17 protein-coding genes are annotated in these 19,706 nt (G+C 61.8%); 9 read left to right on the forward strand and 8 right to left on the reverse strand.

Going from position 1 to position 19,706, the window contains the following annotated elements; all coding sequences use genetic code 11:
- Positions 1–24: 24 nt before the first annotated feature.
- Positions 25–1,767 (reverse strand): OPT family oligopeptide transporter, encoded by a 1,743-nt coding sequence (locus BM321_RS20450; protein WP_092444351.1) that lies wholly within the window; start codon positions 1,765–1,767, stop codon positions 25–27.
- A gap of 290 nt (positions 1,768–2,057) precedes the next feature.
- Positions 2,058–3,077, reverse strand: a complete 1,020-nt coding sequence (locus BM321_RS20455; protein WP_092444383.1) for a substrate-binding domain-containing protein — start codon at positions 3,075–3,077, stop codon at positions 2,058–2,060.
- A gap of 447 nt (positions 3,078–3,524) precedes the next feature.
- On the opposite strand from BM321_RS20455, the gene BM321_RS20460 reads away from it, so the two are divergent.
- On the forward strand, positions 3,525–4,775 hold the full coding sequence (locus BM321_RS20460) for an MFS transporter (protein ID WP_092444353.1): 1,251 nt from the start codon (positions 3,525–3,527) through the stop codon (positions 4,773–4,775).
- 175 nt (positions 4,776–4,950) lie between these two features.
- Here BM321_RS20460 and BM321_RS20465 read toward each other — a convergent pair whose 3' ends face one another.
- From BM321_RS20465 to BM321_RS20475, 3 genes are read right to left on the reverse strand one after another with little or no spacing between them, the layout of a single operon-like run.
- On the reverse strand, positions 4,951–5,976 hold the full coding sequence (locus BM321_RS20465; protein WP_092444355.1) for an ABC transporter substrate-binding protein: 1,026 nt from the start codon (positions 5,974–5,976) through the stop codon (positions 4,951–4,953).
- 37 nt (positions 5,977–6,013) lie between these two features.
- The gene (locus tag BM321_RS20470; protein WP_092444357.1) at positions 6,014–6,802 is read right to left on the reverse strand and encodes an ABC transporter ATP-binding protein; all 789 of its coding nucleotides are present in this window, start codon (positions 6,800–6,802) and stop codon (positions 6,014–6,016) included.
- Between the two features lies 1 nt (position 6,803).
- Positions 6,804–7,676 carry an ABC transporter permease gene (locus BM321_RS20475; RefSeq protein ID WP_092444359.1) on the reverse strand — a complete coding sequence of 291 codons (873 nt, stop codon included), beginning with the start codon at positions 7,674–7,676 and terminating at the stop codon, positions 6,804–6,806.
- Positions 7,677–8,039: 363 nt separating this feature from the next.
- Here BM321_RS20475 and BM321_RS20480 point away from each other — a divergent pair, with 363 nt between their 5' ends.
- Entirely contained in the window at positions 8,040–9,128 is a 1,089-nt protein-coding gene (locus BM321_RS20480; protein ID WP_092444361.1) for an LLM class flavin-dependent oxidoreductase, read from the forward strand.
- Between the two features lie 280 nt (positions 9,129–9,408).
- On the opposite strand, the gene BM321_RS20485 is transcribed toward BM321_RS20480, so the two are convergent.
- Both BM321_RS20485 and BM321_RS20490 read right to left on the reverse strand, forming a co-directional pair.
- Complete coding sequence (locus BM321_RS20485; protein ID WP_092444363.1) at positions 9,409–10,203, reverse strand: class II aldolase/adducin family protein; 795 nt, start codon at positions 10,201–10,203, stop codon at positions 9,409–9,411.
- A 127-nt stretch (positions 10,204–10,330) separates the two neighbouring features.
- The gene (locus tag BM321_RS20490; RefSeq protein ID WP_175459432.1) at positions 10,331–11,236 is read right to left on the reverse strand and encodes a LysR family transcriptional regulator; all 906 of its coding nucleotides are present in this window, start codon (positions 11,234–11,236) and stop codon (positions 10,331–10,333) included.
- A gap of 240 nt (positions 11,237–11,476) precedes the next feature.
- Here BM321_RS20490 and BM321_RS20495 point away from each other — a divergent pair, with 240 nt between their 5' ends.
- The 7 genes from BM321_RS20495 to BM321_RS20525 all read left to right on the forward strand — a co-directional run bounded on the left by BM321_RS20495 (position 11,477) and on the right by BM321_RS20525 (position 19,324).
- On the forward strand, positions 11,477–12,085 hold the full coding sequence (locus BM321_RS20495; protein ID WP_092444367.1) for a cysteine dioxygenase family protein: 609 nt from the start codon (positions 11,477–11,479) through the stop codon (positions 12,083–12,085).
- A complete protein-coding gene (locus tag BM321_RS20500) occupies positions 12,082–13,665 on the forward strand; it encodes a rhodanese-related sulfurtransferase (RefSeq protein ID WP_092444369.1) in 1,584 nt (527 codons plus the stop codon). The genes BM321_RS20495 and BM321_RS20500 overlap by 4 nt, the downstream gene beginning before the upstream one ends.
- A 95-nt stretch (positions 13,666–13,760) precedes the next feature.
- A complete protein-coding gene (locus BM321_RS20505) occupies positions 13,761–14,714 on the forward strand; it encodes an ABC transporter substrate-binding protein (protein ID WP_092444371.1) in 954 nt (317 codons plus the stop codon).
- 12 nt (positions 14,715–14,726) lie between these two features.
- Entirely contained in the window at positions 14,727–16,076 is a 1,350-nt protein-coding gene (locus BM321_RS20510) for an LLM class flavin-dependent oxidoreductase (protein ID WP_092444373.1), read from the forward strand.
- A gap of 14 nt (positions 16,077–16,090) precedes the next feature.
- Complete coding sequence (locus tag BM321_RS20515) at positions 16,091–17,101, forward strand: ABC transporter substrate-binding protein (RefSeq protein WP_092444385.1); 1,011 nt, start codon at positions 16,091–16,093, stop codon at positions 17,099–17,101.
- Positions 17,102–17,180: 79 nt separating this feature from the next.
- Entirely contained in the window at positions 17,181–18,368 is a 1,188-nt protein-coding gene (locus tag BM321_RS20520) for an acyl-CoA dehydrogenase family protein (RefSeq protein ID WP_092444375.1), read from the forward strand.
- A complete protein-coding gene (locus BM321_RS20525; protein ID WP_092444377.1) occupies positions 18,365–19,324 on the forward strand; it encodes a D-isomer specific 2-hydroxyacid dehydrogenase family protein in 960 nt (319 codons plus the stop codon). Before BM321_RS20520 ends, BM321_RS20525 begins: the two co-directional genes overlap by 4 nt.
- An 88-nt stretch (positions 19,325–19,412) precedes the next feature.
- Here the strand turns inward: BM321_RS20525 and BM321_RS20530 are convergent.
- Positions 19,413–19,706 (reverse strand): transposase (locus tag BM321_RS20530; RefSeq protein ID WP_139230569.1); only part of this gene is annotated, 294 nt, incomplete at its 5' end.

Below are 19,706 nucleotides of genomic sequence, written 5' to 3' on the forward strand. Positions count from 1 at the left end.
CACGATTGGGCGATGGGTGTCTACTCACCCACCCCCAAGCATCTGCCACAACGACGCCCCCACCCCGGTAATGCTCTCCCCGGCAATCAACCCCGCCGCCGCGGTAATGGCGAAGCGTTCCGTGAGGCTCGGCCAGCGACAGCTCACCAGCCACGTCAGCACCGCACCGAGCGCCATCATCAGGGACACCGAGGCCGGCAGGACGAAGGCCAGGCCCAGGGCCGCCGTGCTTGGCAGGTAGCGCGCCCGATGCACCGGCAGCAGGCTGTCGAGGATCCCCAACGACAAACCCACCAAACCGCCGATGAAAATCGCCCAGCGAATGCTCGCTGACAATGAGTCCAGGCCCAGGGTCAGGGTTTGCGCCACGGCCTTCCAGGTGGCGACCGCCGGGGCCGGCCACTCTTCGGTGAGCAGCATGGTTTGCGGGTCCGGGATCAGGGCCAGATAGGCCAGCACGCCGACGATGCTACCGATGAAAATGCCCAGGGTCTGGGCGATCAATTGCTTGCGCGGCGTGGCGCCAATCGCCCGGCCGACCTTGAAGTCGTTCATCAAGTCGGTGCACTGCCCGGCCGAACCACCGGCGGTGTTGGCGCTCATCAGGTTGATCGGCACCTGGCCCGGGGCGACGATGCCGAAACTCAGTTGGGACAATTGCCCGATGGCCCCGATCGGCGGAATGCCCGTGGCACCGACCACCCGGGCGGCCACCGCCGCCAGGCAGATCGCCAGGGGAATGGTCAACAAGGCCATCCACGGGTTGATACAGAATAACAACACCTGCAGGCTGACCACCAGGATGATCGACAGTGCGAAACCGGCGGCAGGCCCAGGCTTGGGTATCGTCCAGATCGCCCCGCCGCCCGCCTTGGTGGACCGGTGCAGTGCCCACAAGCGAATCACCAGTGAGGCCAGGGTCGAACAGACCATCAGGCTCACCCCCGGCCAGAGCAACCACTCCACCAGCGCCGCGAACTGCGGGCCGCTGCTGCCGTGCGGCAACGGCACCAGGCCCTGTGCCAACAGCCACGGCGCCAACCCGCCCCACGCCAGCACAGCACCGAGCAGCAGGGTCAGGCCCACGCGAATACCGATGATCCCGCCGAACCCCACCAACAGCAGCGAAGGATCAGCGGTAAAGGTCAGGCGCTCCAGTTGAGCGCTCGGAGACCAGCGCGGGATGGCCCACATGAAGGTGTCGACCGCCTTGACCAGCCCGGACAGCAGCGCGGCGCTGAGCAGCACCTTCAAGCGCGTCGCGGCTTCGTGGCCGTGGTTGTAGATATGCAGCAGCGTTTCCAGGGTGGCCATGCCTTCGGGAAATTTCAGTGCCTTGTCATTGAGCAATGAGGGTCGCAGGTACCAGGCGATCCAGATCCCCAGGAAACTCACCGAAAAGACCCAGGCCACCATGGGAATGGCATCCAACTGCTGGCCGGTCAGCAAGGTGTAGGCCGGGATGGGCGCGACCAGCCCACCGGAAATGATCGACGCCGCGGCAGAAGCCACCGTCTGGTTGATGTTGCTTTCGTGCAGCGTCCAGGGCAGTCGCCCCACTGATCGACTGGCCAGGCCTTGCCAGATGCCATAGCCGATCAGCAAGGCAATGATCGACATGTTGAACGACCAACCGATCTTCAACCCGGCGTAGACATTGGAAGGTGTCAGCAGGATACCGAGGACGATCCCCGTACTGACCGCCCGCGGGCTGAGCTCGCGTTCGACTGTGGCGTTCAAGGGGATAGTGGATGAGGTTGGGTGCATGCGAAGTCCTTATCGGCACTGGCGCAGCCGCCAGATCAGACTGCCCTCCTGTGGGAGCGAGCTTGCTCGCGATGACGGTGGATCAGTGACAGGGATAGAGACTGACACTCCGCTATCGCGAGCAAGCTCGCTCCCACAGGGTCATGTAAAGCGGCCACTCAATAACTGAACGCAGTATTGGCGCAAGGTTCACATGCCGGAGGGAAACCCTGTCGACGCGATTATTTTTTGACAAAGCATTGGCAGCCTGGAAGCCCCAGGCTCCCCTGCCGTAAAGCCATGTCCAACGCTCAGGGATTCCACTGGAATCGATAGATCTCTCGATAACCATTGCTTGGGTCGTACAGCAGCTTCGTCCCGCCGTCCAAGGTGATATTGTCGGCATTGACCAAGTGAACCGGTGCCACGAAGCCACTCACCGGCTGGCCTGCCATCAGCCGGTTCAATTCATCGATCACTTGCCAGCCATGCACATTGAGCGGCTCGGCCACGGTGACGGTCTGGTAGTTTTTTTCCTGTATGCGCAAGAACGCCGAAGCGCTACCGTCACCGGCAGACAACAGACTGATGCCGTCGCGGGGTATCGCGGCGCTGGCCAAGGTGGCAACCGCATAGTCGAAATAGATATCGTTGATGGCCAGTGTGTGGGTCCAACGCTTGCCATGGCGCTGAAGCAGTTCCGTGGTGATCGCCGGCATCTTCTCGCGACTTTCGGAGATCGCGACATCGCGCACCTCCAGCAACGAGCACTCCCGACAGGCCCGAATGACACGCTCCATGGCCTTGGCTTTCGCCATGGCGATGCTGTACCTGGAGTCGGTCAGGATCACCACCCCGGCCTTTCCGTTCGATTGCGCCACCGCCGCCATGGCCGTGATGCGAGCCACTTCCAGCGGGTCGGTCGTGACGTTCATGGCCATCGGCGTGCCAACGATCGGCCCGGGGCGCTCCCCGGCGTGCCAGCCCACCACCGGCACGCCCTTGTCGGCGAAGACGGCCAGCGCTGCCTTGTTTTCAAGGGCATCGGCGCCACACAGAATGAGCCCATCGGGGTTCGCCGCCAGGGCATCGGCAAAGGCCTTTGCACGCCCGGCCGCGGATCCAGCGCCATCGAATACCCTCAGCGTCCAGCCCATGGCCTTGGCGGCCTCGCGAGCGCCCTGGGCGACGCCGACAATGCCGCCGTTGCGCATATCTTCTGCGACGATGGCGATGCTCTTGCCACGCTGGGCGGGCGGGCCGGATTCAGGGCCACTCCAGGGAACGGCGCCGAGGGTGGCCTTGGCCACCATTTCCTGCGCTTGAGGCACCGTCACCGTAGTGTCCGTCGCGGCTGGCAGGTCCTGGCCATACCCAGGCGTTGCCGTGAAAAGACAGAACATCGTCGTTGAAACTATCCGGAGCAACCGAGACCTGGTCAAACAGGTTCGATCACCGCGTGAGATGCCGGGTCTGGAGCCGATGGCGCGATCATAATGTGACATGGCGTCTCTTTTTATGGATGCAGCGTTTACGTTCGGTGCCCGCAAGGATAGTCGGCTCTGCTGTCATCGACCCGAAAGGGAAATAGCAAGTTTGTAACATCCTACCTGTCCCGGCCCTCTGATCAGTTCTGGAGCGCTGGAGGCCCACCCTTGGCGCGCCCGGCCCGGCCGGATCTGGACAAGCAATCGTCCTCGACATCCATTGTTCGATGCACCTCGAAGTGAGGAACCCGTCGAGCCCATAGTCTGCGAGCCACCCTGGAGGAGATGGCGATGACACACACCCGCTTTTTTGGAAAAACCGTACTGGCCTGCACGTTCATCCTGGCGATGATCGGTTGGGGAATCGGCTTCTATGGCCCGCCGATTTATATGCAGGCGGTCATTGAGCGCACGGGTTGGCCAATCGCCCAGGTCTCGGCCGCCGTGACCTTGCACTTTCTCAGCGGCACGATTGTCATCGCCAACCTGCCACGACTTTATGCACGCTTCGGCATCCCCGCCATTACCTTGCTTGGCAGCATCGTCCTGGGCATTGGCGTGAACCTCTGGGCTCAGGCCAACCAGCCCTGGGTGCTGTATGCCGGTGCCGTCTGCTCGGGTATCGGCTGGGTGACATTGGGGGCCGCGGCCGTCAACACCCTCATCGCGCCGTGGTACGTCAAGGAAAGACCCAAGGCCTTGGGCAAAGCCTATAACGGCGCCAGCCTGGGAGGCGTAATCTTTTCGCCGCTGTGGGTGTGGCTGATCGAGCGTTTCGGCTTTGCCCCGGCGGCGGCGCTGATCAGCGTCATCGCTGTGCTGGTCATAGGCGCTTTCGCCTTCCTGGTTTTCAACAAGAATCCACGGAGCCTGGGACAACATCCCGACAATGCAGCCCCGCCGGCTCCCGTGCCGGTCAGCGCCAGCGCCGTGCCGTGGACTGTCATGCAGACGCTCAGGTCGGCCAGTTTCCGCACCCTGGCAACCGGCATGTCCTTGGGGCTGTTCGCCCAGATCGGCTTGATCGCGCACCTGTACTCGATCCTGGTGGGACGCATGGGGGCGCATGACGCCTCATTCGCCATGGGTCTGGCCACCGCCAGTGCGATAGGCGGGCGATACGTCGCTGCACGCCTGATGACCCAGGGTATGAATCGCCGACAGCTGGCTTGCCTCGGTTATACCGTCCAGATGCTGGGCACGCTGATGCTTATGGGCCTGGACCTTCACCCGACAGTGGCCTGGATAGCCGTGGTGCTGATCGGTTCGGGCATTGGCAATGCCACCTCCTTGCCGCCGCTGATAGCACAGGCCGAGTTCAGCCGTGAACACACCGCCAGGGTGGTCGCCCTGATGGTTGCGATCAGCCAGGCCACCTACGCCTTCGCCCCGGCCTTTTTTGGCCTGTTGCGCGCCGCCTTCACCGATCCGAATCACGCCATCGCCGCTGTCGTGACAGCGGCAGTCATCGTGCAGGCTCTGGCCATTTTGTCGTTCTCTCGGGGCGTCCCCGCTCGCCCCTTCAAGAAAAGCGTTTTCTGACCTTCACTTGGCCAGTCAATGCGTTGATCGGGCGGCAAACTGACCGCCCGTTTCACCATCAGCGCTGCGCCAACCGCTAAGAACGAAGCGCATCAACCTTGCGCCCAAATCGACTCATTTTGTTGTACAGCCCGCCACGCGACACATTCAAAACGAACACGTGCCGGGACCCGGACTAACGTGCCGTCTCCGACTGCGTCAATGTCAAAGGCTTCAGGGAAAACACTTGGTCATCCGTCAGTTTTTGCACATCGACACGATGGGGGAAAATATTTTTTTCCACGAATAAGTCATCGACTTGCTGCAGCGCCTGAACATCCTGTGGTTCGAGCGGCAACAGCGCCTCATCCCCCCAACTGCGTAGTCGTTGCGAGACTTCCAGGGGAATATCGTTGACCTTGGCAAAGACCCGTGCGTACTCGTCAGGATTTTGCCGAGCCCATTCGAAGGCCTTGGCAAAGCGTTGCAATACGTCGCTAAGTGCCTTGCGCTTGAGAGGATCGGCCAGGACGTCATCGGAGGCGGTGATAAAGGTCAGGCCGGTATTGATGCCCTCGCCGCTGATCAGCACGCGCGCGCCCTGCTGCTCGGCAAACGCCTGATAAATCCCGAAGGTGGCCCAGGCTTCGATCTTGCCGGCGTTGAATGCGGACAAGGCATCGGTCGGCAGGACAAATCCGACATTGACCTCCTTGTCCTCGACACCGGCATTGGCCAGTGCCCGAATCAACAGGTATTGGGAAATGCTGCCGCGAGCCGAAGACACCACGACGTTGCGGCCTTTCAAGTCGGCAACGGTGCGGATCTGCGAATCAGCTGGAACCAGGATCGCAATGCCCCTGGATTGACTACGTCGTACCGCGACAATGCGCAGTGGCGTGCCACCGGTCGCGGCGGCGAGCACCGGCGTATCGCCAGCCGGCGCCAAATCGACGGCACCAGCGCGCAAGGCTTCGAACAAGGGCGCGGCCCCCTGGAAGTTCGCCCATTCAATTGTGTAGTCGATCCCTTCCAATGCATGTGCCGCCTCGACCACCGTGCGCAAGCCTTTGGCTTGATCGCCCAGAATCAACTTGACGCCGGACAAGTCTGACTTGGCAGCAGATGGCGATTGGGACTCGACCGTGTCACCGCAGCCGCTGAGTAGCAACGCGACGCAGGACAACAACACCAGCGTGGATTTGCGAACGTGTATCGGCATGACAGCACATCCCTGTATCAATGAATTGAAAGCAGCGTCAACCATGGGCAAAACGCCGGACAGTGCTGTTCGTGAGCGGACGTTCAGCCACGGCAACGGTCTCCACCTCAACCCCCAACAACCCCAGCAAGCGCGCACGGATCGCTTGGAAACCCTCCTGCCCGGTATCCCTGGCCCGCGGCAGATCGATCGACAATTGCTCGGCGATCTTGCCATTGGCCAACACGATCACCCGATCGGCCAGCAGAATGGCTTCATCCACGTCATGGGTGACCAGCAATACCGCCGGGGTGTGCTTGCGCCACAACTCGATGATCAGCCGATGCATGCGAATCCGGGTCAGTGCATCGAGCGCGGCGAAGGGTTCGTCGAGCAGCAACAGCTTGGGTTCGCGCACCAGGCCACGGGCCAGCGCCACGCGTTGCGCTTCCCCGCCGGAGAGCGTCGCCGGATAGGCCTCCAGACGATGGGCCAAGCCGACCTCCGTCAGCGCTTGCACCGCTCGCGCCTTGGCGTCCGGGGTGTGCAGGCCGAGAACCACATTCTTCCAGGCGCGCTTCCACGGCATCAACCGCGGCTCCTGAAACACCGCGGCCCGTGCCTTGGGCACCCGCAACTGACCGCTGTCGATACTGTCCAGGCCGGCCAGGCTGCGCAGCAAGGTGGTCTTGCCCGAACCGCTGGCCCCGAGCAGCGCGACGAATTCGCCCGGTGCGATGTCCAGGTCCAAGCCATCGATGACCCGTTGCTGGCCGAATTGGCGCACCACATTACGCAGTTGTACCGGTGCTTCTGGCTGCAGGTTTTTTGCCGCGATAGTCGACATGTCAGTTCCTCACAAAAGATGGGCGCCAGGCCAGGGCAAAACGCTCGAGCGTGCGGATCAGGCCGTCGATCAACAAGCCGAGGACGCTGTAGATAAGCAGGCAGATCACGATCACGTCGGTGCGCATGAAATCCCGCGCATCACTGGCCAGAAAACCGATGCCGGCGGTGGTGTTGATCTGTTCGACGAACACCAGGGCCAGCCAGGAAATCCCCAGGGAATAGCGCAAGCCGACAAAAAACGAAGGCAAGGAACCTGGCAAGATCACATGCCAGATCAACTCACGACGATTCAGGCCCAGGGTGTTGGCGGCCTCGATCAGTTTGGGGTCGATGTTGCGAATCCCGGCGAACAGGTTCAGGTACACCGGGAAGGTCGTACCGGTGACGATCAGCGCGATCTTGGTGAACTCGCCGATGCCGAACCAGAGGATGAACAACGGCACCAGCGCCAGGGAAGGAATGGTGCGCAGCATCTGCATCGGCGAGTCGAGGATGACCTCACCGCGCTTGGACAAACCAGTGATCAGCGCCGCAATGACGCCGACGCTGACCCCGATGCTCAACCCCAGCAACGCGCGCTGCAGCGACACCAGCAAATGCTTGCCCAGCTCCCCTGACACAATCATCGCCCAGAGGGTGCCGCCTATTTGCGAGGGTGCGGCGATAATCCGTTGAGGGATCAGGCCGAGCTGCGACGCCAGTTCCCACAAGAGCAGCAACGCGACCGGACTGAGCAGGCGCAGGAGGACTTCCGGGGTTCGCCAGGTGTGTAGCCAGCCGGGAATCAGCTTCCATGCCCCCCGGCTTTCAACAGCCTTGCTGACAGAAAACGAGCTACTCGTGCGCTGTGTATCGAAGGTCTTTTCGGTCATCAGGCTTCCTTCCTCATCAAGAATACGGCTTCGAATTCATGCTATTCGCATAAAAAACGTCAGTGAAATTCTTTTTGGGAATAACCTAATATGATTAAAAATCAGATATAAAATAATCCAGATAAATTATTTGCATAATAAAATCCCGCACCCCACGTCCTGCGGCGGATGCGTCCCTGACGCACCTTAAAATGCACATTGCTGATATTTAAGATTTTATATGATTCATTTAATTAATAATTAACTTAGAACAAAACGGCATTTCACAGCCTTGCCCGCTGCGCCTACTTTCGACGTCACAGACCGACCCCCTGCCCGGTGGAGGCTTTGAAATCACGCCTATCCAAAGACAAGGAACCCAGCATGAGCATCGAATTCATCGGTTACATCGGCGGCCACCAATCCTCGGAAACCCAGCCACGCAGCGGCCCGGTGTTGCAGCCTGAATATGTGGAGACCGTCGCCCGCGCCCATGAGGAAGCCGGTTTCGACCGCGCCCTGGTCGCGTTCCACTCCAACAGTCCGGACAGCACGCTGATTGCTTCCCATGCCGCCAGCGTGACGAAAAAGCTGAAGTTCCTGATTGCCCATCGACCGGGATTCGTCGCACCGACCCTGGCCGCACGACAGTTCGCCACCCTCGATGTGTTCAATGGTGGGCGCACCGCCGTGCACATCATCACCGGCGGCGATGATCGCGAATTGCGCGCCGATGGAAGCTACATCGGCAAAGACGAGCGCTACGCCCGTACCGATGAATACCTTGATGTGCTGCGTCAGGAATGGACCCGCGAAAAGCCCTTCGACTATCAGGGCAAGTACTACCAGGTCGAGGGGGCGCACTCGCAAGTGAAGTCGCCGCAACAGCCACACATACCGCTGTATTTTGGTGGCTCATCGGCGGCCGCCATCGCTGTGGCGGGCAAGCATGCAGACGTTTACGCGTTGTGGGGTGAAACCTACGAACAGGTGCGCGAAGTGGTGAATCAGGTGCGCGCCGAGGCGGCCAGGCACGGGCGCAGCATTCGTTTCAGCCTGTCGTTGCGACCGATCCTGGCCGACACCGAAACGCAAGCCTGGGACCGTGCCGAGCGCATCCTGCAACAGGCCACAGCGCTGGCCGAACAGAACGGCTTTGTGCGTCGCGAACCACCGAACGAAGGGTCCCGACGCTTGCTGGCGGCCGCTGCTCAGGGCTCGCGTCTGGACAAGCGCCTGTGGACCGGGATCGCCGGCCTGCTCGGCGCACAAGGCAATTCGACTTCGCTGGTCGGCACCGCGGAACAAGTGGCCGAAGCCCTGCTCGACTATTACGACCTGGGCATCACCACGTTCCTGATCCGCGGTTTTGACCCACTTGATGACGCCATCGATTATGGCAAGCGTCTGATCCCGCTGACCCGTCAACTCGTCGCCGAACGCGAACGCCAGGCCGCTGAAAAAGTGGCTTGAAATAACACGAGCGGGCCTGCTTGCGACAGCGGTGGGTCTGCTTACGTCCATGGCGAATGTGCCGACGTCTTCGCGAGCAAGCTCGCTCCCACATTAGGTTTTGGTTGGATGGGAGATTCGTGTCCTGTCCACTCATCATGTGGGAGCGAGCTTGCTCCCACATTGGTTGTGGTGGGATGAGAGATTCGTGTCCCGTCCACTCATCACTGTGGGAGCGAGCTTGCTCGCGAAAGCGGTGAGTCAGGCAAAGACAGAGCCGCCTGGCACACCGCTTGAAGGCTCAGTTCTTGTAGTCGATGTCGGTCCGTTCCAACTGCCGGATCAGCGCATCCCAATGCCGCGCAACACCCGGCCCGTCACCATTTTTTAACACTTCGGCCTGTTTCTCGACCTTGGCCACCACCTCGGTCGGAGGAAAGATCAAATCGGCATTGCCACCAGCCTGTGCCGCGATCTGGATATTGCAGGCGCGCTCCAGCCCGTGCAGTTGCTGGAATGCGTGCTCGACGCTGATCCCCGCCGTCAGCAAACCGTGGTTACGCAGAATCAACACACTCTTGTCCCCCAGGTCCGCCACCAACCGTTCACGCTCATCCAGATCCAGGGCGATACCTTCGTAACCGTGGTAAGCCACCCGCCCGGAAAAACCGATGGCGTGCTGCGAGATCGGTAACAGCCCATCGCGCTGGGCCGATACCGCGATGCCATCGCGGGTATGGGTATGCAGGACTGCTTGCAGGTCGGGACGCGCACCGTGGATAGCGCTGTGGATCACGTACCCGGCGTAGTTGATGCCTAGGCCGGTCGGGTCGTCGACGAGGGTTCCGTCAATGTCGACCTTGACCAGGTTGGACGCGGTAATTTCATCGAACAACAGCCCGAAGGCATTGATCAGGAAATGCTCCTCAGGCCCCGGCACCCGCGCGGAAAAGTGCGTGTAGATGTGATCGGTCCACTTGAACAGGGCCGCCAGCCGATAGGCGGCGGCCAGCTTCACCCGCACCTCCCACTCCTCGGGACTGACACGCTGACGAACATTTTTCGAAACGCTGGATAACGGACTGACGCTGCTCATGGCAAAACTTCCTGGATGGCCTTAAGGATCTGCAGGAAGCCTAGGGGAAGGCAAAAAATAATAAAAATCACATTTTAATCTAAGCTAATTATTATTATTTTTTATGATAGACCGGCCTCACTTCCACTCATGCGGCATCCTTGACCTTCTGCAGCGATCCAGCCACCCGTTTGCCGAAGGCATCCACCGGCCCTTGCAGGTTGCCCAGGAAGTGTGGGTAGATCAGCCATAGGTCCATCACCGGCTTGAAATCCTTCAGTGGCATGACCGCCAGGTGTTCGCGATGAACACTGCGTTCCAGCAGCGGACGCGGCACCAGGCCGAGGCCCAGGCCATCGGCGACCAGGCCCAGTTGCAATTCGGTACCGAAGGTTTCCAGGTTGACCCGCAAAGCCAGGCCCTGGTCCGACAGGGTTCGCTGCAACCCGGCACGGAAACCGCAGCCGTCCGGATTGAGGATCCAACCATTCTGGTAGACGTCGGCCAGTTTGCAGGGACGCTTGGGCAACTGCGCATTGGCGCATACCACCACCAGCTCCATCTTGCCGATCGACTCACCGACAATGTTGTCTGGAAAAATCTTGCCTGCGGGAAACAACGCCGCCGCTGCATCCAATTCGCCACGCTCAATCTTGCCGACCAACTGACTGCCCCAGCCGGTGACCACCTGGGCACGTAGCTCGGGGTACTCCACGCGCAAATGCTTGAGCGCATCGAGCAGCACCACATCCCCGATCGTTTGCGGAACGCCCAGGCGCAACAGGCCGGTAGGCGGCGCATCGGTGGCAACCAGCTCGCGCAGGGCGTCCATCTCCCGCAGGATCAGACGACACTGCTCATAGACTCGCGTACCGATCAACGTGGGCTTGAGCGGCTTGGTGTTGCGGTCGAACAACTCCACGCCCAACGCTTGCTCGAAGTTCTGCACGCGTCGTGTGATCGCCGGCTGCGTCAGTTGCAAGGTCTCGGCGGCATGGCTGATGGACTGGCAACGAATCACTTCGACAAAGGCGTCAATATCGTCAATTTTCATTTGGCCCGCACATAGAGAACAGTCAATAAGATGTTTGAAAAACATAATGCACTGCAAAAAAGCATAGTGCCATTGCGCATGCCTGGATAGCCCGGCGCACCGATCGATAACCTCTAAATCTATTCACAACTGTTCTAAATTCTTTTCAGCTATAACCTAATCATTAAAAAATAGCATATTAAGAAAAATCATTATGCTTAAATCATGAAAACAGACATTCAACACAACGACGGAATCGCCATGACCCAGGCCCGACACCCGGAGAGACTCAGAGCATTCATCGGCGCCCTGGCGGAGCTGATCGATGGCAATCCTCGCGAAGGCGACCTGCTGCATCGCGGTGGCAAGCTGCTCGCTCAGTTGGTCAACCATGACGATTGGCTGCCCGAGGATTTTGCCCGGGCGGACCCCGAGCGCTATCAGCAGTACTTGCTGCATGCCGATTCGCGGCAACGTTTCAGCGTGGTCAGTTTTGTCTGGGGACCGGGGCAACGTACGCCGATCCACGATCATCGGGTCTGGGGGCTGATTGGCATGCTGCGTGGCGCCGAGCATTCCCAAGGCTTCGCCCGCCATCCCGACGGCACCCTGGTGCCCGAGGGCGCGCTCACACGGCTGGTACCGGGCCAGGTCGAAGCGGTGTCTCCCAAGATCGGCGACATCCACCAAGTCAGCAACGCCTTCGATAACCAAGTGTCCATCAGCATTCACGTGTACGGCGCCAACATCGGCGCCGTTCGCCGTGCGGTGTATCAGCCCGACGGCAGCGAGAAGTTGTTCATTTCCGGTTATTCCAACGCCTTCCTCCCCAATATCTGGGACCTGTCCAAAGAGAGCCAAGCCCTATGAGCACCGTACCTACCCGCTCCTACGCCGAGATTCGCCAGGCGTTGCTGAACCGTGAAGAACTGGCCCTTATCGATGTCCGCGAAGAGGCCCCTTTCGCCGAAGGGCATCCGCTGTTCGCCGCCAATATTTCGCTGTCCAAGCTTGAGCTGGAGGTGTATTCGCGCATCCCGAGGCGCGATACCTCGGTGACGGTCTATGACAACGGCGAGGGTCTGGCGAGCATCGCGGTGCAGCGTTTGCTGGACTTGGGCTACAGCAATGTCAGCGTGCTCGAGGGTGGCCTTGAGGGGTGGCGCAAGGCCGGCGGCGAGTTGTTCATCGACGTCAATGTGCCGAGCAAGGCCTTTGGTGAGCTGGTGGAAAACCAACGTCACACACCTTCGCTGGCGGCCGAAGAGGTCCAGTCGTTGCTCGACAGCGAAGCCGACGTGGTGGTGCTCGACGCCCGGCGTTTCGACGAATACCAGACCATGAGCATTCCCGGTGGCATCAGCGTGCCGGGGGCGGAACTGGTGTTGCGTGCTCGCGAACTCGCGCCAGACCCGACGACCCGCATCATCGTCAATTGCGCCGGGCGTACCCGCAGCATCATCGGCACCCAGTCGCTGATCAACGCGGGCATCGAGAACCCGGTGGCCGCCCTGCGCAACGGCACCATCGGCTGGACCCTGGCCGGTCAAACCCTGGAGCACGGCCAGTCACGCCGCTTTGCCGTCACCGGCGAAGAACATCGAGACGTCGCCGCTCGCGATGCCCGCCGTGTCGCCGACCAGGCACTGGTCGGGCGCGCTACCCTCGCCGACCTGCATCGCTGGCAGCAGGAACCGACACGCAGCACCTACCTGTTCGATGTGCGTACTCCGGAAGAATTCGAAGCCGGCCACCTGCCCGCCTCGCGCTCCACCCCCGGCGGGCAACTGGTGCAGGAAACCGATCACTTCGCCAGTGTGCGCGGCGCGCGCCTGGTGCTGGTGGATGACGACGGCGTACGCGCCAATATGTCAGCCTCCTGGCTCGCGCAACTGGGTTGGGAGGTGCACGTACTGGATGACCTGCAGCCGGCGCACTTCAGCGAACAGGGCACATGGAAAGCGCCGGTGCCTGTACCGCCGCAAGCCGAGGAAATCAGCCCCGGAACCCTTGAACAATGGCTGGCCGAAGGTGACACCGTGGTGCTGGATTTCACCGGTAGCGCCAACTACGTCAAGCGCCACATCCCCGGCGCCTGGTGGGTACTGCGCGCTCGGTTGAGCGAAGCCTTGGCCAAGGTGCCGCCGGCCCAACGCTATGTGCTGACGTGCGGCAGCAGCCAATTGGCCCGGCTGGCGGTCCCCGAAGTCGAGGCGCTGACCGGCAAGGACGTGTTTCTGCTGCGCAGCGGCACGGCAGCATGGATCGCCGAGCAACGACCACTGGAGCACGGCGAAACCCGCCTGGCCTCGTCGCGCATCGACCGCTATCGCCGACCATACGAGGGCACCGACAACCCACGGGAGGCCATGCAGGCCTATCTGGATTGGGAATACGGCCTGGTGGACCAACTGGCCCGCGACGGCACCCATGGTTTTTTCGTGATCTGAACCCACAAGGGGTCGGTTGACCGGCCCCTGCCCACACCAGCCGACCCCTTCTCCAGGCGGAGGCGCTGAACGCAACACTCAGCCTGGAGCCTCCGATGCGCCTGACTCTACCCCTGCTGTTGATCGCCCTCGCCTTTGGCCCCGTCCATGCCGCCGACTTGCAGCCGCTGCGGGTCGCCAATCAGAAATCCACTATCAAGGCCTTGCTGGAGGTTTCCGGCGAGCTCAAGGAGGTGCCCTACGAGATCCAGTTTTCCGAGTTCCCCGCCGCCGCGCCGCTGGGCGAGGCGCTGAATGCCGGCGCCGTGGATATCGGCGCCCTGGGCGATGCACCCTACGTATTCGCCCTGGGCGCGGGTGCGTCGCTCAAGGTGGTCAGCATCATTCATGCCGAGGGGCGTAACACCACGGCCATCCTGGTTCCCAAGGACTCCCCCATCAAGCAAGTCGCCGACCTCAAGGGCAAGCGCATCGTCACCACGCGCGGCTCCATCGGGCATTACCTGGCGATCAAGGCCCTGCGCAGCGTGGGCCTGAGCACCCAGGACGTGCAATTCGTGTTCCTGCTGCCCAGTGAATCCCGGCTGGTGCTGGACAACGGCACCGCGGACGCCTGGTCCACCTGGGATCCCTTCACCACGGTCGTGACCGCTCAGAGCCAGGCGCGGGTCCTGGTCAGCGGCAGCAATCTGTTGAGCAATCACCTCTACCTCGCCGCCACCAGCCAGGCCATCGCTGACAAGCGCCAGCAACTGGACGACTTTGTCGCCCGCGTCGACCGGGCCTACCGCTGGAGCAACGAGCACCCCGATGAATACGCCGCCGCCCAGGCCAGGATCACCGGCCTGCCCCTGGCGGTTCACCTGAGCGTGGCCAATGCCACCCACATGCAGCCAGTGGTGATTGATGACGCCGTAATCAGCGGCCTGCAGGCGACCGCCGACATCTACCAGCAAGAAGGCTTGCTGACCCGCCACATCGACGTCTCCCAAGGTTTCGACAAGAGCTTCAACACTCTGCGTGCCCCCCTCGCCCAGGCCTCGCGCTAAAGGAGCAGAACCATGAGCACACAACGCCAACTCAAACTCGGCGCAATGGTCCATGGCGTCGGCCACGGCTGGGGCGAATGGCGCCACCCGCAGGCGCGACCCAATGCCAGCACCGATTTCGGTTTCTACACGCAACAGACGCAACTGGCCGAAGGCGCCAAGTTCGATTTCGTGTTCATCGCCGATAGCCTGCACATTCACGAAAAATCCAGTCCGCATTACCTCAACCGCTTCGAGCCGCTGACCATCCTTTCGGCGCTGGCGGCACTGACGTCGAACATCGGCCTGGTGGCGACGGTGACCGTCAGCTACACCGAGCCCTACCAGGTGGCGCGCCAGTTCGCTTCGCTGGACCATATCAGCGATGGGCGAGCAGGCTGGAACGTGGTGACGTCGTGGCTCAGTGGCACCGCCGATAACTTCGGCAAGGCCGAGCACCCGCCGCACGCCGTGCGTTATCGGATCGCCCAGGAGCATGTGGCGGTGGTCAAGGGCCTGTGGGATTCCTGGGAAGACGACGCCTTCGCCTACAACAAGCAAACGGGCGAATTTTTCACCCCTGGCAAGCTGCATGCCCTGGAGCACAAGGGCGAATTCTTCTCGGTGAAAGGCCCGCTCAATATCGCTCGCTCCCGCCAGGGTCAGCCGGTGATTTTCCAGGCCGGCACCTCCGAGGACGGGCGCAACTTTGCCGCCGGCAATGCCGACGCCATTTTCGTCAGCGCCGAGGGCTTCGACGAAGCGCGCGCCTATTATCAGGACCTGAAAAAACGCGCCCAGGGCTTCGGGCGCGACGCTCGAGAACTGTCGATCCTGCCCGGCATCCGCCCGATTGTCGGGCGTGACGCAGCGGAAGTCGAAGACCGCTACCAGCAAGCCGTGGCACTGGTGAGCATCGAAGATGCCATCGTCGCCCTTGGCCGCCCCTTCAATGACCATGACTTCAGCCAGTACCCCCTGGACGCGCCCTTCCCCGAACTGGGCGACCTGGGCGCCAATAGCCAGAAAGGCGGCTCGGACCGGATCAAACAATTGGCCCGGGACGAAGGCCTGACGTTGCGCGAAGTCGCCCTGCGTTTCTCCCAGCCACGGCGGGACTTTGTCGGCACCCCCGAACAGGTGGCCGATGCCATTGAACACTGGTTCGAAAACGGCGCGGCCGATGGCTTCATCATCAATTCACTGCTGCCGGACGGCCTGCAATATTTCACCGAACGCGTGGTACCGGTCCTGCAGCAGCGCGGGTTGTTTCGCAGCGAATACAGCGGCAACACCTTGCGGGACAATCTGGGCCTGCCGGTGCCCGCCAACCGATACGCACGGCCCGTGGCGACAGACGCGGCCCGCGAGGCCGTAGCATGAGCAAGGGCCCGACCATGATGAAAAACCTCACGCCAGGGCAATTCAATCGTCGCGATTTCCTCACGGCCAGTTCCATCGCCCTGGGTGCGATGGGGCTATCCGCCCTGGGGTTTGCCCCACGTGCCTGCGCCCAAGGCAAAGGGCTTTCTGACCTGACGTTGGGTGTCGCCACCTACCGGGGCCAGGATTCCTATTTCGTCGACGATGCCGGCACCGGCAATACACCCTACAAGGTCGAATACGCCGAGTTCGCCGGTGGCAACCTGATCGTCGAAGCGCTGGCCTCGGGCAGCCTGGACGTGGGCAGCATGAGCGAAATCCCGCCGATCTTTTCCATCCAGAGCCACCGCCAGCCGCGCCTGATCGCGGTGCTGCAAGGCGATGTGAACAACCAGGTGATTTTGATTCCCAAGGACTCCGCCCTCGAATCGATCGGACAACTGCGTGGCAAGCGGGTCGGCTATGTGCGCTCTACCACGTCCCACTACTTCCTGATCAAGGCCTTGAAGGAACAGGGCCTGACCATGAACGACATCACGGCGGTGGCGCTCACGCCCCAGGATGGCTTCACGGCGTTTCAGAGCGGCCAGCTCGATGCCTGGGTGATCTATGGCGTATTCATCCAGTTGGCGAAGTTCCGCAGCGGTGCCCGGGTGTTGAAAACCGCCCTGGGCTACTTGTCGGGCAACTACCTGGTCGCCGCGCGCCCCGCTGCCCTGGAAGACCCGCTGCGCAGGCAGGCGATCCAGGACTATATCCAACGGCAAGCGCGCACCCTGGAATGGATCAACACCAACCCCGAGCCCTGGGCCGCCAAGTCGGCGCAGTTGCTGGGCGTCGATAAGGCCGTGTTCCTGGACATGTACAACAACCGCAGCCAGCCGTCGAAAGTCGTCGAAGTCAGCGACCAGGCCATTGCTTCGCAACAAGAAGTCGCCGACCTGTTCTTCAACGCCGGCGTGTTGAACGAACGACTCGACGTGGGTCCGCTGTGGGACAGGAACTTCCGCCTGCTGCCGCTTTGAACGCCTGTGACGGGGGCGCTTGTTCCCTCGCCACAAGGGCCGCATCCGGGCCTTACCTCTTTGATCGAGTGAACGCACCATGAGTCTTTCTTCTCCACGCCCACCCACGCTGCAATCGGTCGATGTCGCCGACTTCGACACGTTGCTCGAACGCATCGGCAGGCAACTGGCAGCCACGGCCCACGTCTATGACGAGAGCGGCGCCTTTCCCCGGGACAATTTCACGTTGCTGCACGAGCATGGTCTGTTGGCCCTGACGGTGCCCAAGGCATTGGGCGGTGGCGGCGCCAGCCTGGTGCAGGCACGCAAGGCGATCAGTGCGGTCGCCAAGGGCGAACCTTCCACGGCGTTGATTCTGGTGATGCAGTACCTCCAGCATTCGCGCCTGCAGGATAATCGGAACTGGCCCGAGGCATTGCGCTTGCGAGTGGCCGAGGATGCCGTGGGCGAAGGCGCGCTGATCAATGCCTTGCGTGTCGAGCCCGACCTGGGCACCCCGGCCCGTGGCGGGCTGCCGGCGACCATCGCCAGGCGCACCTCCGAAGGCTGGCGCATCAGCGGGCGCAAGCTCTATTCCACCGGCAGTCACGGCCTGACCTGGTTCAGCGTCTGGGCGCGCAGCACCGATGAAGATCCGCTGGTGGGTGCCTGGCTGATCCACAAGGACACACCCGGGATCAGCATCGTCGACGACTGGGACCACCTGGGCATGCGTGCCACCTGCAGCCATGAAGTGCGGTTCGACAACGTGCTGGTGCCACTGGATCACGCGGTCAGTGTCAGTCGCTGGAGTGCGCCGCAGCCCGAACTGGACGGTGACGGCTTCCTGTGGATGTCGGTGTTGCTGTCGGCGGTCTACGACGGCGTCGCCCAGGCCGCGCGGGACTGGTTCGTGGATTGGCTGGAACAGCGCAAACCGTCCAACCTCGGCGCTGCATTGGCGACCCTGCCACGCTTCCAGGAAACCGTCGGGCACATCGACACCTTGCTGTTCGCCAATCGCAGCCTGCTGGATGCCGCCGCCGAAGGGCGCACCCCGGCGGCCCATGCCGCGCAATTGAAATACCTGGTGACCGGTAACGCCATCCGCGCTGTCGAACTGGCCATCGAAGCGTCCGGCAACCCCGGCCTGTCGCGGCACAGCCCGTTGCAACGGCATTACCGCGACGTGCTGTGCAGTCGCGTCCACACCCCGCAAAACGACGCCGTGCTGCAAGGCGTCGGCAAAGCGGCGTTTGCCCAACGTCAAAAGAAGGACCTTGCATGAGCACGCTCGTGATCGCCAGCCAGCTGGATAAAGACTTCAACGATGTGATCCGCCAACGCCTCGAACAGACGCACCCCGGCGCGCAAGTGCTCGACGCGCCGGCCGGCGTGCCAAGCGACCTGCCGGCCGAAGTCAGTGTCTTGCTGGCACGGCCCATCAACGTGCGCGGCTACCTGGCGCCGGACACGCCGCCGCCGGGCTGGCCCTACGGCCTGAAATGGGTCCAGGTGGTGTCTTCCGGCATCGACTTTTACCCCAAGTGGCTGTTCGATGGCCCGCCGGTGAGTACCTCCCGGGGCAGCGCCGCCGATAACATTGCTGAGTTCGCCCTGGCGTCGATCTTCGCGGCGGCCAAACGCCTGCCGGACATCTGGGTGCACGACTCGCAATGGCAGTTCAGCGCCCTGAGGCCGCTCAAGGGCAGCACACTGGGCCTTCTCGGCTTCGGTGCGATTGGCCGCAGCCTGGCGACCAAGGCCCGTGCCCTGGGCATCCATGTGCTGGCGTTGCGGCAAAGCTCGACGCCGTTCGAGGTGGAAGGCGTCGAAGCCGCGCAAGACATTCACCAGCTGTTTTCGCGCTCCGATCACCTGGTACTGGCCGCGCCGCTGACCGATGCAACGCGGCACATCGTCAACCGCGCGGTGCTCGCCAGCGCCAAGCCGGGCTTGCACCTGATCAACATCGCGCGCGGCGGCCTGCTGGACCATGGGGCGTTGCTCGCGGCCCTGGACGAAGGCCCCCTCGGCCTGGCCTCACTGGACGTCACCGACCCCGAACCGCTGCCCGACGGCCATCCGCTCTACGCCCACCCCAGGGTGCGCCTGTCGCCCCACACCTCGGCGATCTCCAGCAACAGCCGCCATGAAATCGCCGATAGCTTCCTGGCCAATCTCGAGCGCTTCCTGAACGGGTTGGCGCCAGAAAATCTGGCGAACCCACAGCGCGGCTACTGAACCGCTCCCACAGGTATCTGGCGGAACAGGTAGATTTTTGAAGTCATCCAAAACGAATGTGGGAGATTCTATGGTGCAGGGCTACCCCCTAAATGCCTTTCGGTAAGTATTCGCTCTGATTCTTCAGCAGGGCGAATACCACTCGGGCAAGCTTGCGGGCCAGTGCTACTAATGCTTCGGTTGTGCTGAGTCCCCGGGCCCTTAGTGCCTCATAAAAACCCTTCCATGCCGCTGTGCGCCTCGCCGACATCGCGGCGTTATGCATCAATCGACGGGCCTCTGGGTCACCTCGCTTAGACAGGCAGCGGCGTCCCTTCTTTTTCCCTGAGTCCGATATACGCAGGTCTAGGCCCAGAAAAGCGATGAAGGCATCGGCATTTCT

This window comes from Pseudomonas sp. NFIX10 (assembly GCF_900111955.1).
Taxonomy (GTDB): domain Bacteria; phylum Pseudomonadota; class Gammaproteobacteria; order Pseudomonadales; family Pseudomonadaceae; genus Aquipseudomonas; species Aquipseudomonas fluorescens_AA.

What these genes read in the sequence shown, in the direction of transcription:
- BM321_RS20505 (WP_092444371.1), top strand. Translation starts at nt 13,761, where the DNA reads ATGCGCCTGACTCTACCCCTGCTGTTGATCGCCCTCGCCTTTGGCCCC.
- BM321_RS20460 (WP_092444353.1), top strand. Translation starts at nt 3,525, where the DNA reads ATGACACACACCCGCTTTTTTGGAAAAACCGTACTGGCCTGCACGTTC.
- BM321_RS20495 (WP_092444367.1), top strand. Translation starts at nt 11,477, where the DNA reads ATGACCCAGGCCCGACACCCGGAGAGACTCAGAGCATTCATCGGCGCC.
- BM321_RS20490 (WP_175459432.1), bottom strand. Translation starts at nt 11,236, where the DNA reads ATGAAAATTGACGATATTGACGCCTTTGTCGAAGTGATTCGTTGCCAG.
- BM321_RS20485 (WP_092444363.1), bottom strand. Translation starts at nt 10,203, where the DNA reads ATGAGCAGCGTCAGTCCGTTATCCAGCGTTTCGAAAAATGTTCGTCAG.
- BM321_RS20465 (WP_092444355.1), bottom strand. Translation starts at nt 5,976, where the DNA reads ATGCCGATACACGTTCGCAAATCCACGCTGGTGTTGTTGTCCTGCGTC.
- BM321_RS20475 (WP_092444359.1), bottom strand. Translation starts at nt 7,676, where the DNA reads ATGACCGAAAAGACCTTCGATACACAGCGCACGAGTAGCTCGTTTTCT.
- BM321_RS20520 (WP_092444375.1), top strand. Translation starts at nt 17,181, where the DNA reads ATGAGTCTTTCTTCTCCACGCCCACCCACGCTGCAATCGGTCGATGTC.
- BM321_RS20500 (WP_092444369.1), top strand. Translation starts at nt 12,082, where the DNA reads ATGAGCACCGTACCTACCCGCTCCTACGCCGAGATTCGCCAGGCGTTG.
- BM321_RS20480 (WP_092444361.1), top strand. Translation starts at nt 8,040, where the DNA reads ATGAGCATCGAATTCATCGGTTACATCGGCGGCCACCAATCCTCGGAA.
- BM321_RS20510 (WP_092444373.1), top strand. Translation starts at nt 14,727, where the DNA reads ATGAGCACACAACGCCAACTCAAACTCGGCGCAATGGTCCATGGCGTC.
- BM321_RS20515 (WP_092444385.1), top strand. Translation starts at nt 16,091, where the DNA reads ATGATGAAAAACCTCACGCCAGGGCAATTCAATCGTCGCGATTTCCTC.
- BM321_RS20470 (WP_092444357.1), bottom strand. Translation starts at nt 6,802, where the DNA reads ATGTCGACTATCGCGGCAAAAAACCTGCAGCCAGAAGCACCGGTACAA.
- BM321_RS20525 (WP_092444377.1), top strand. Translation starts at nt 18,365, where the DNA reads ATGAGCACGCTCGTGATCGCCAGCCAGCTGGATAAAGACTTCAACGAT.
- BM321_RS20450 (WP_092444351.1), bottom strand. Translation starts at nt 1,767, where the DNA reads ATGCACCCAACCTCATCCACTATCCCCTTGAACGCCACAGTCGAACGC.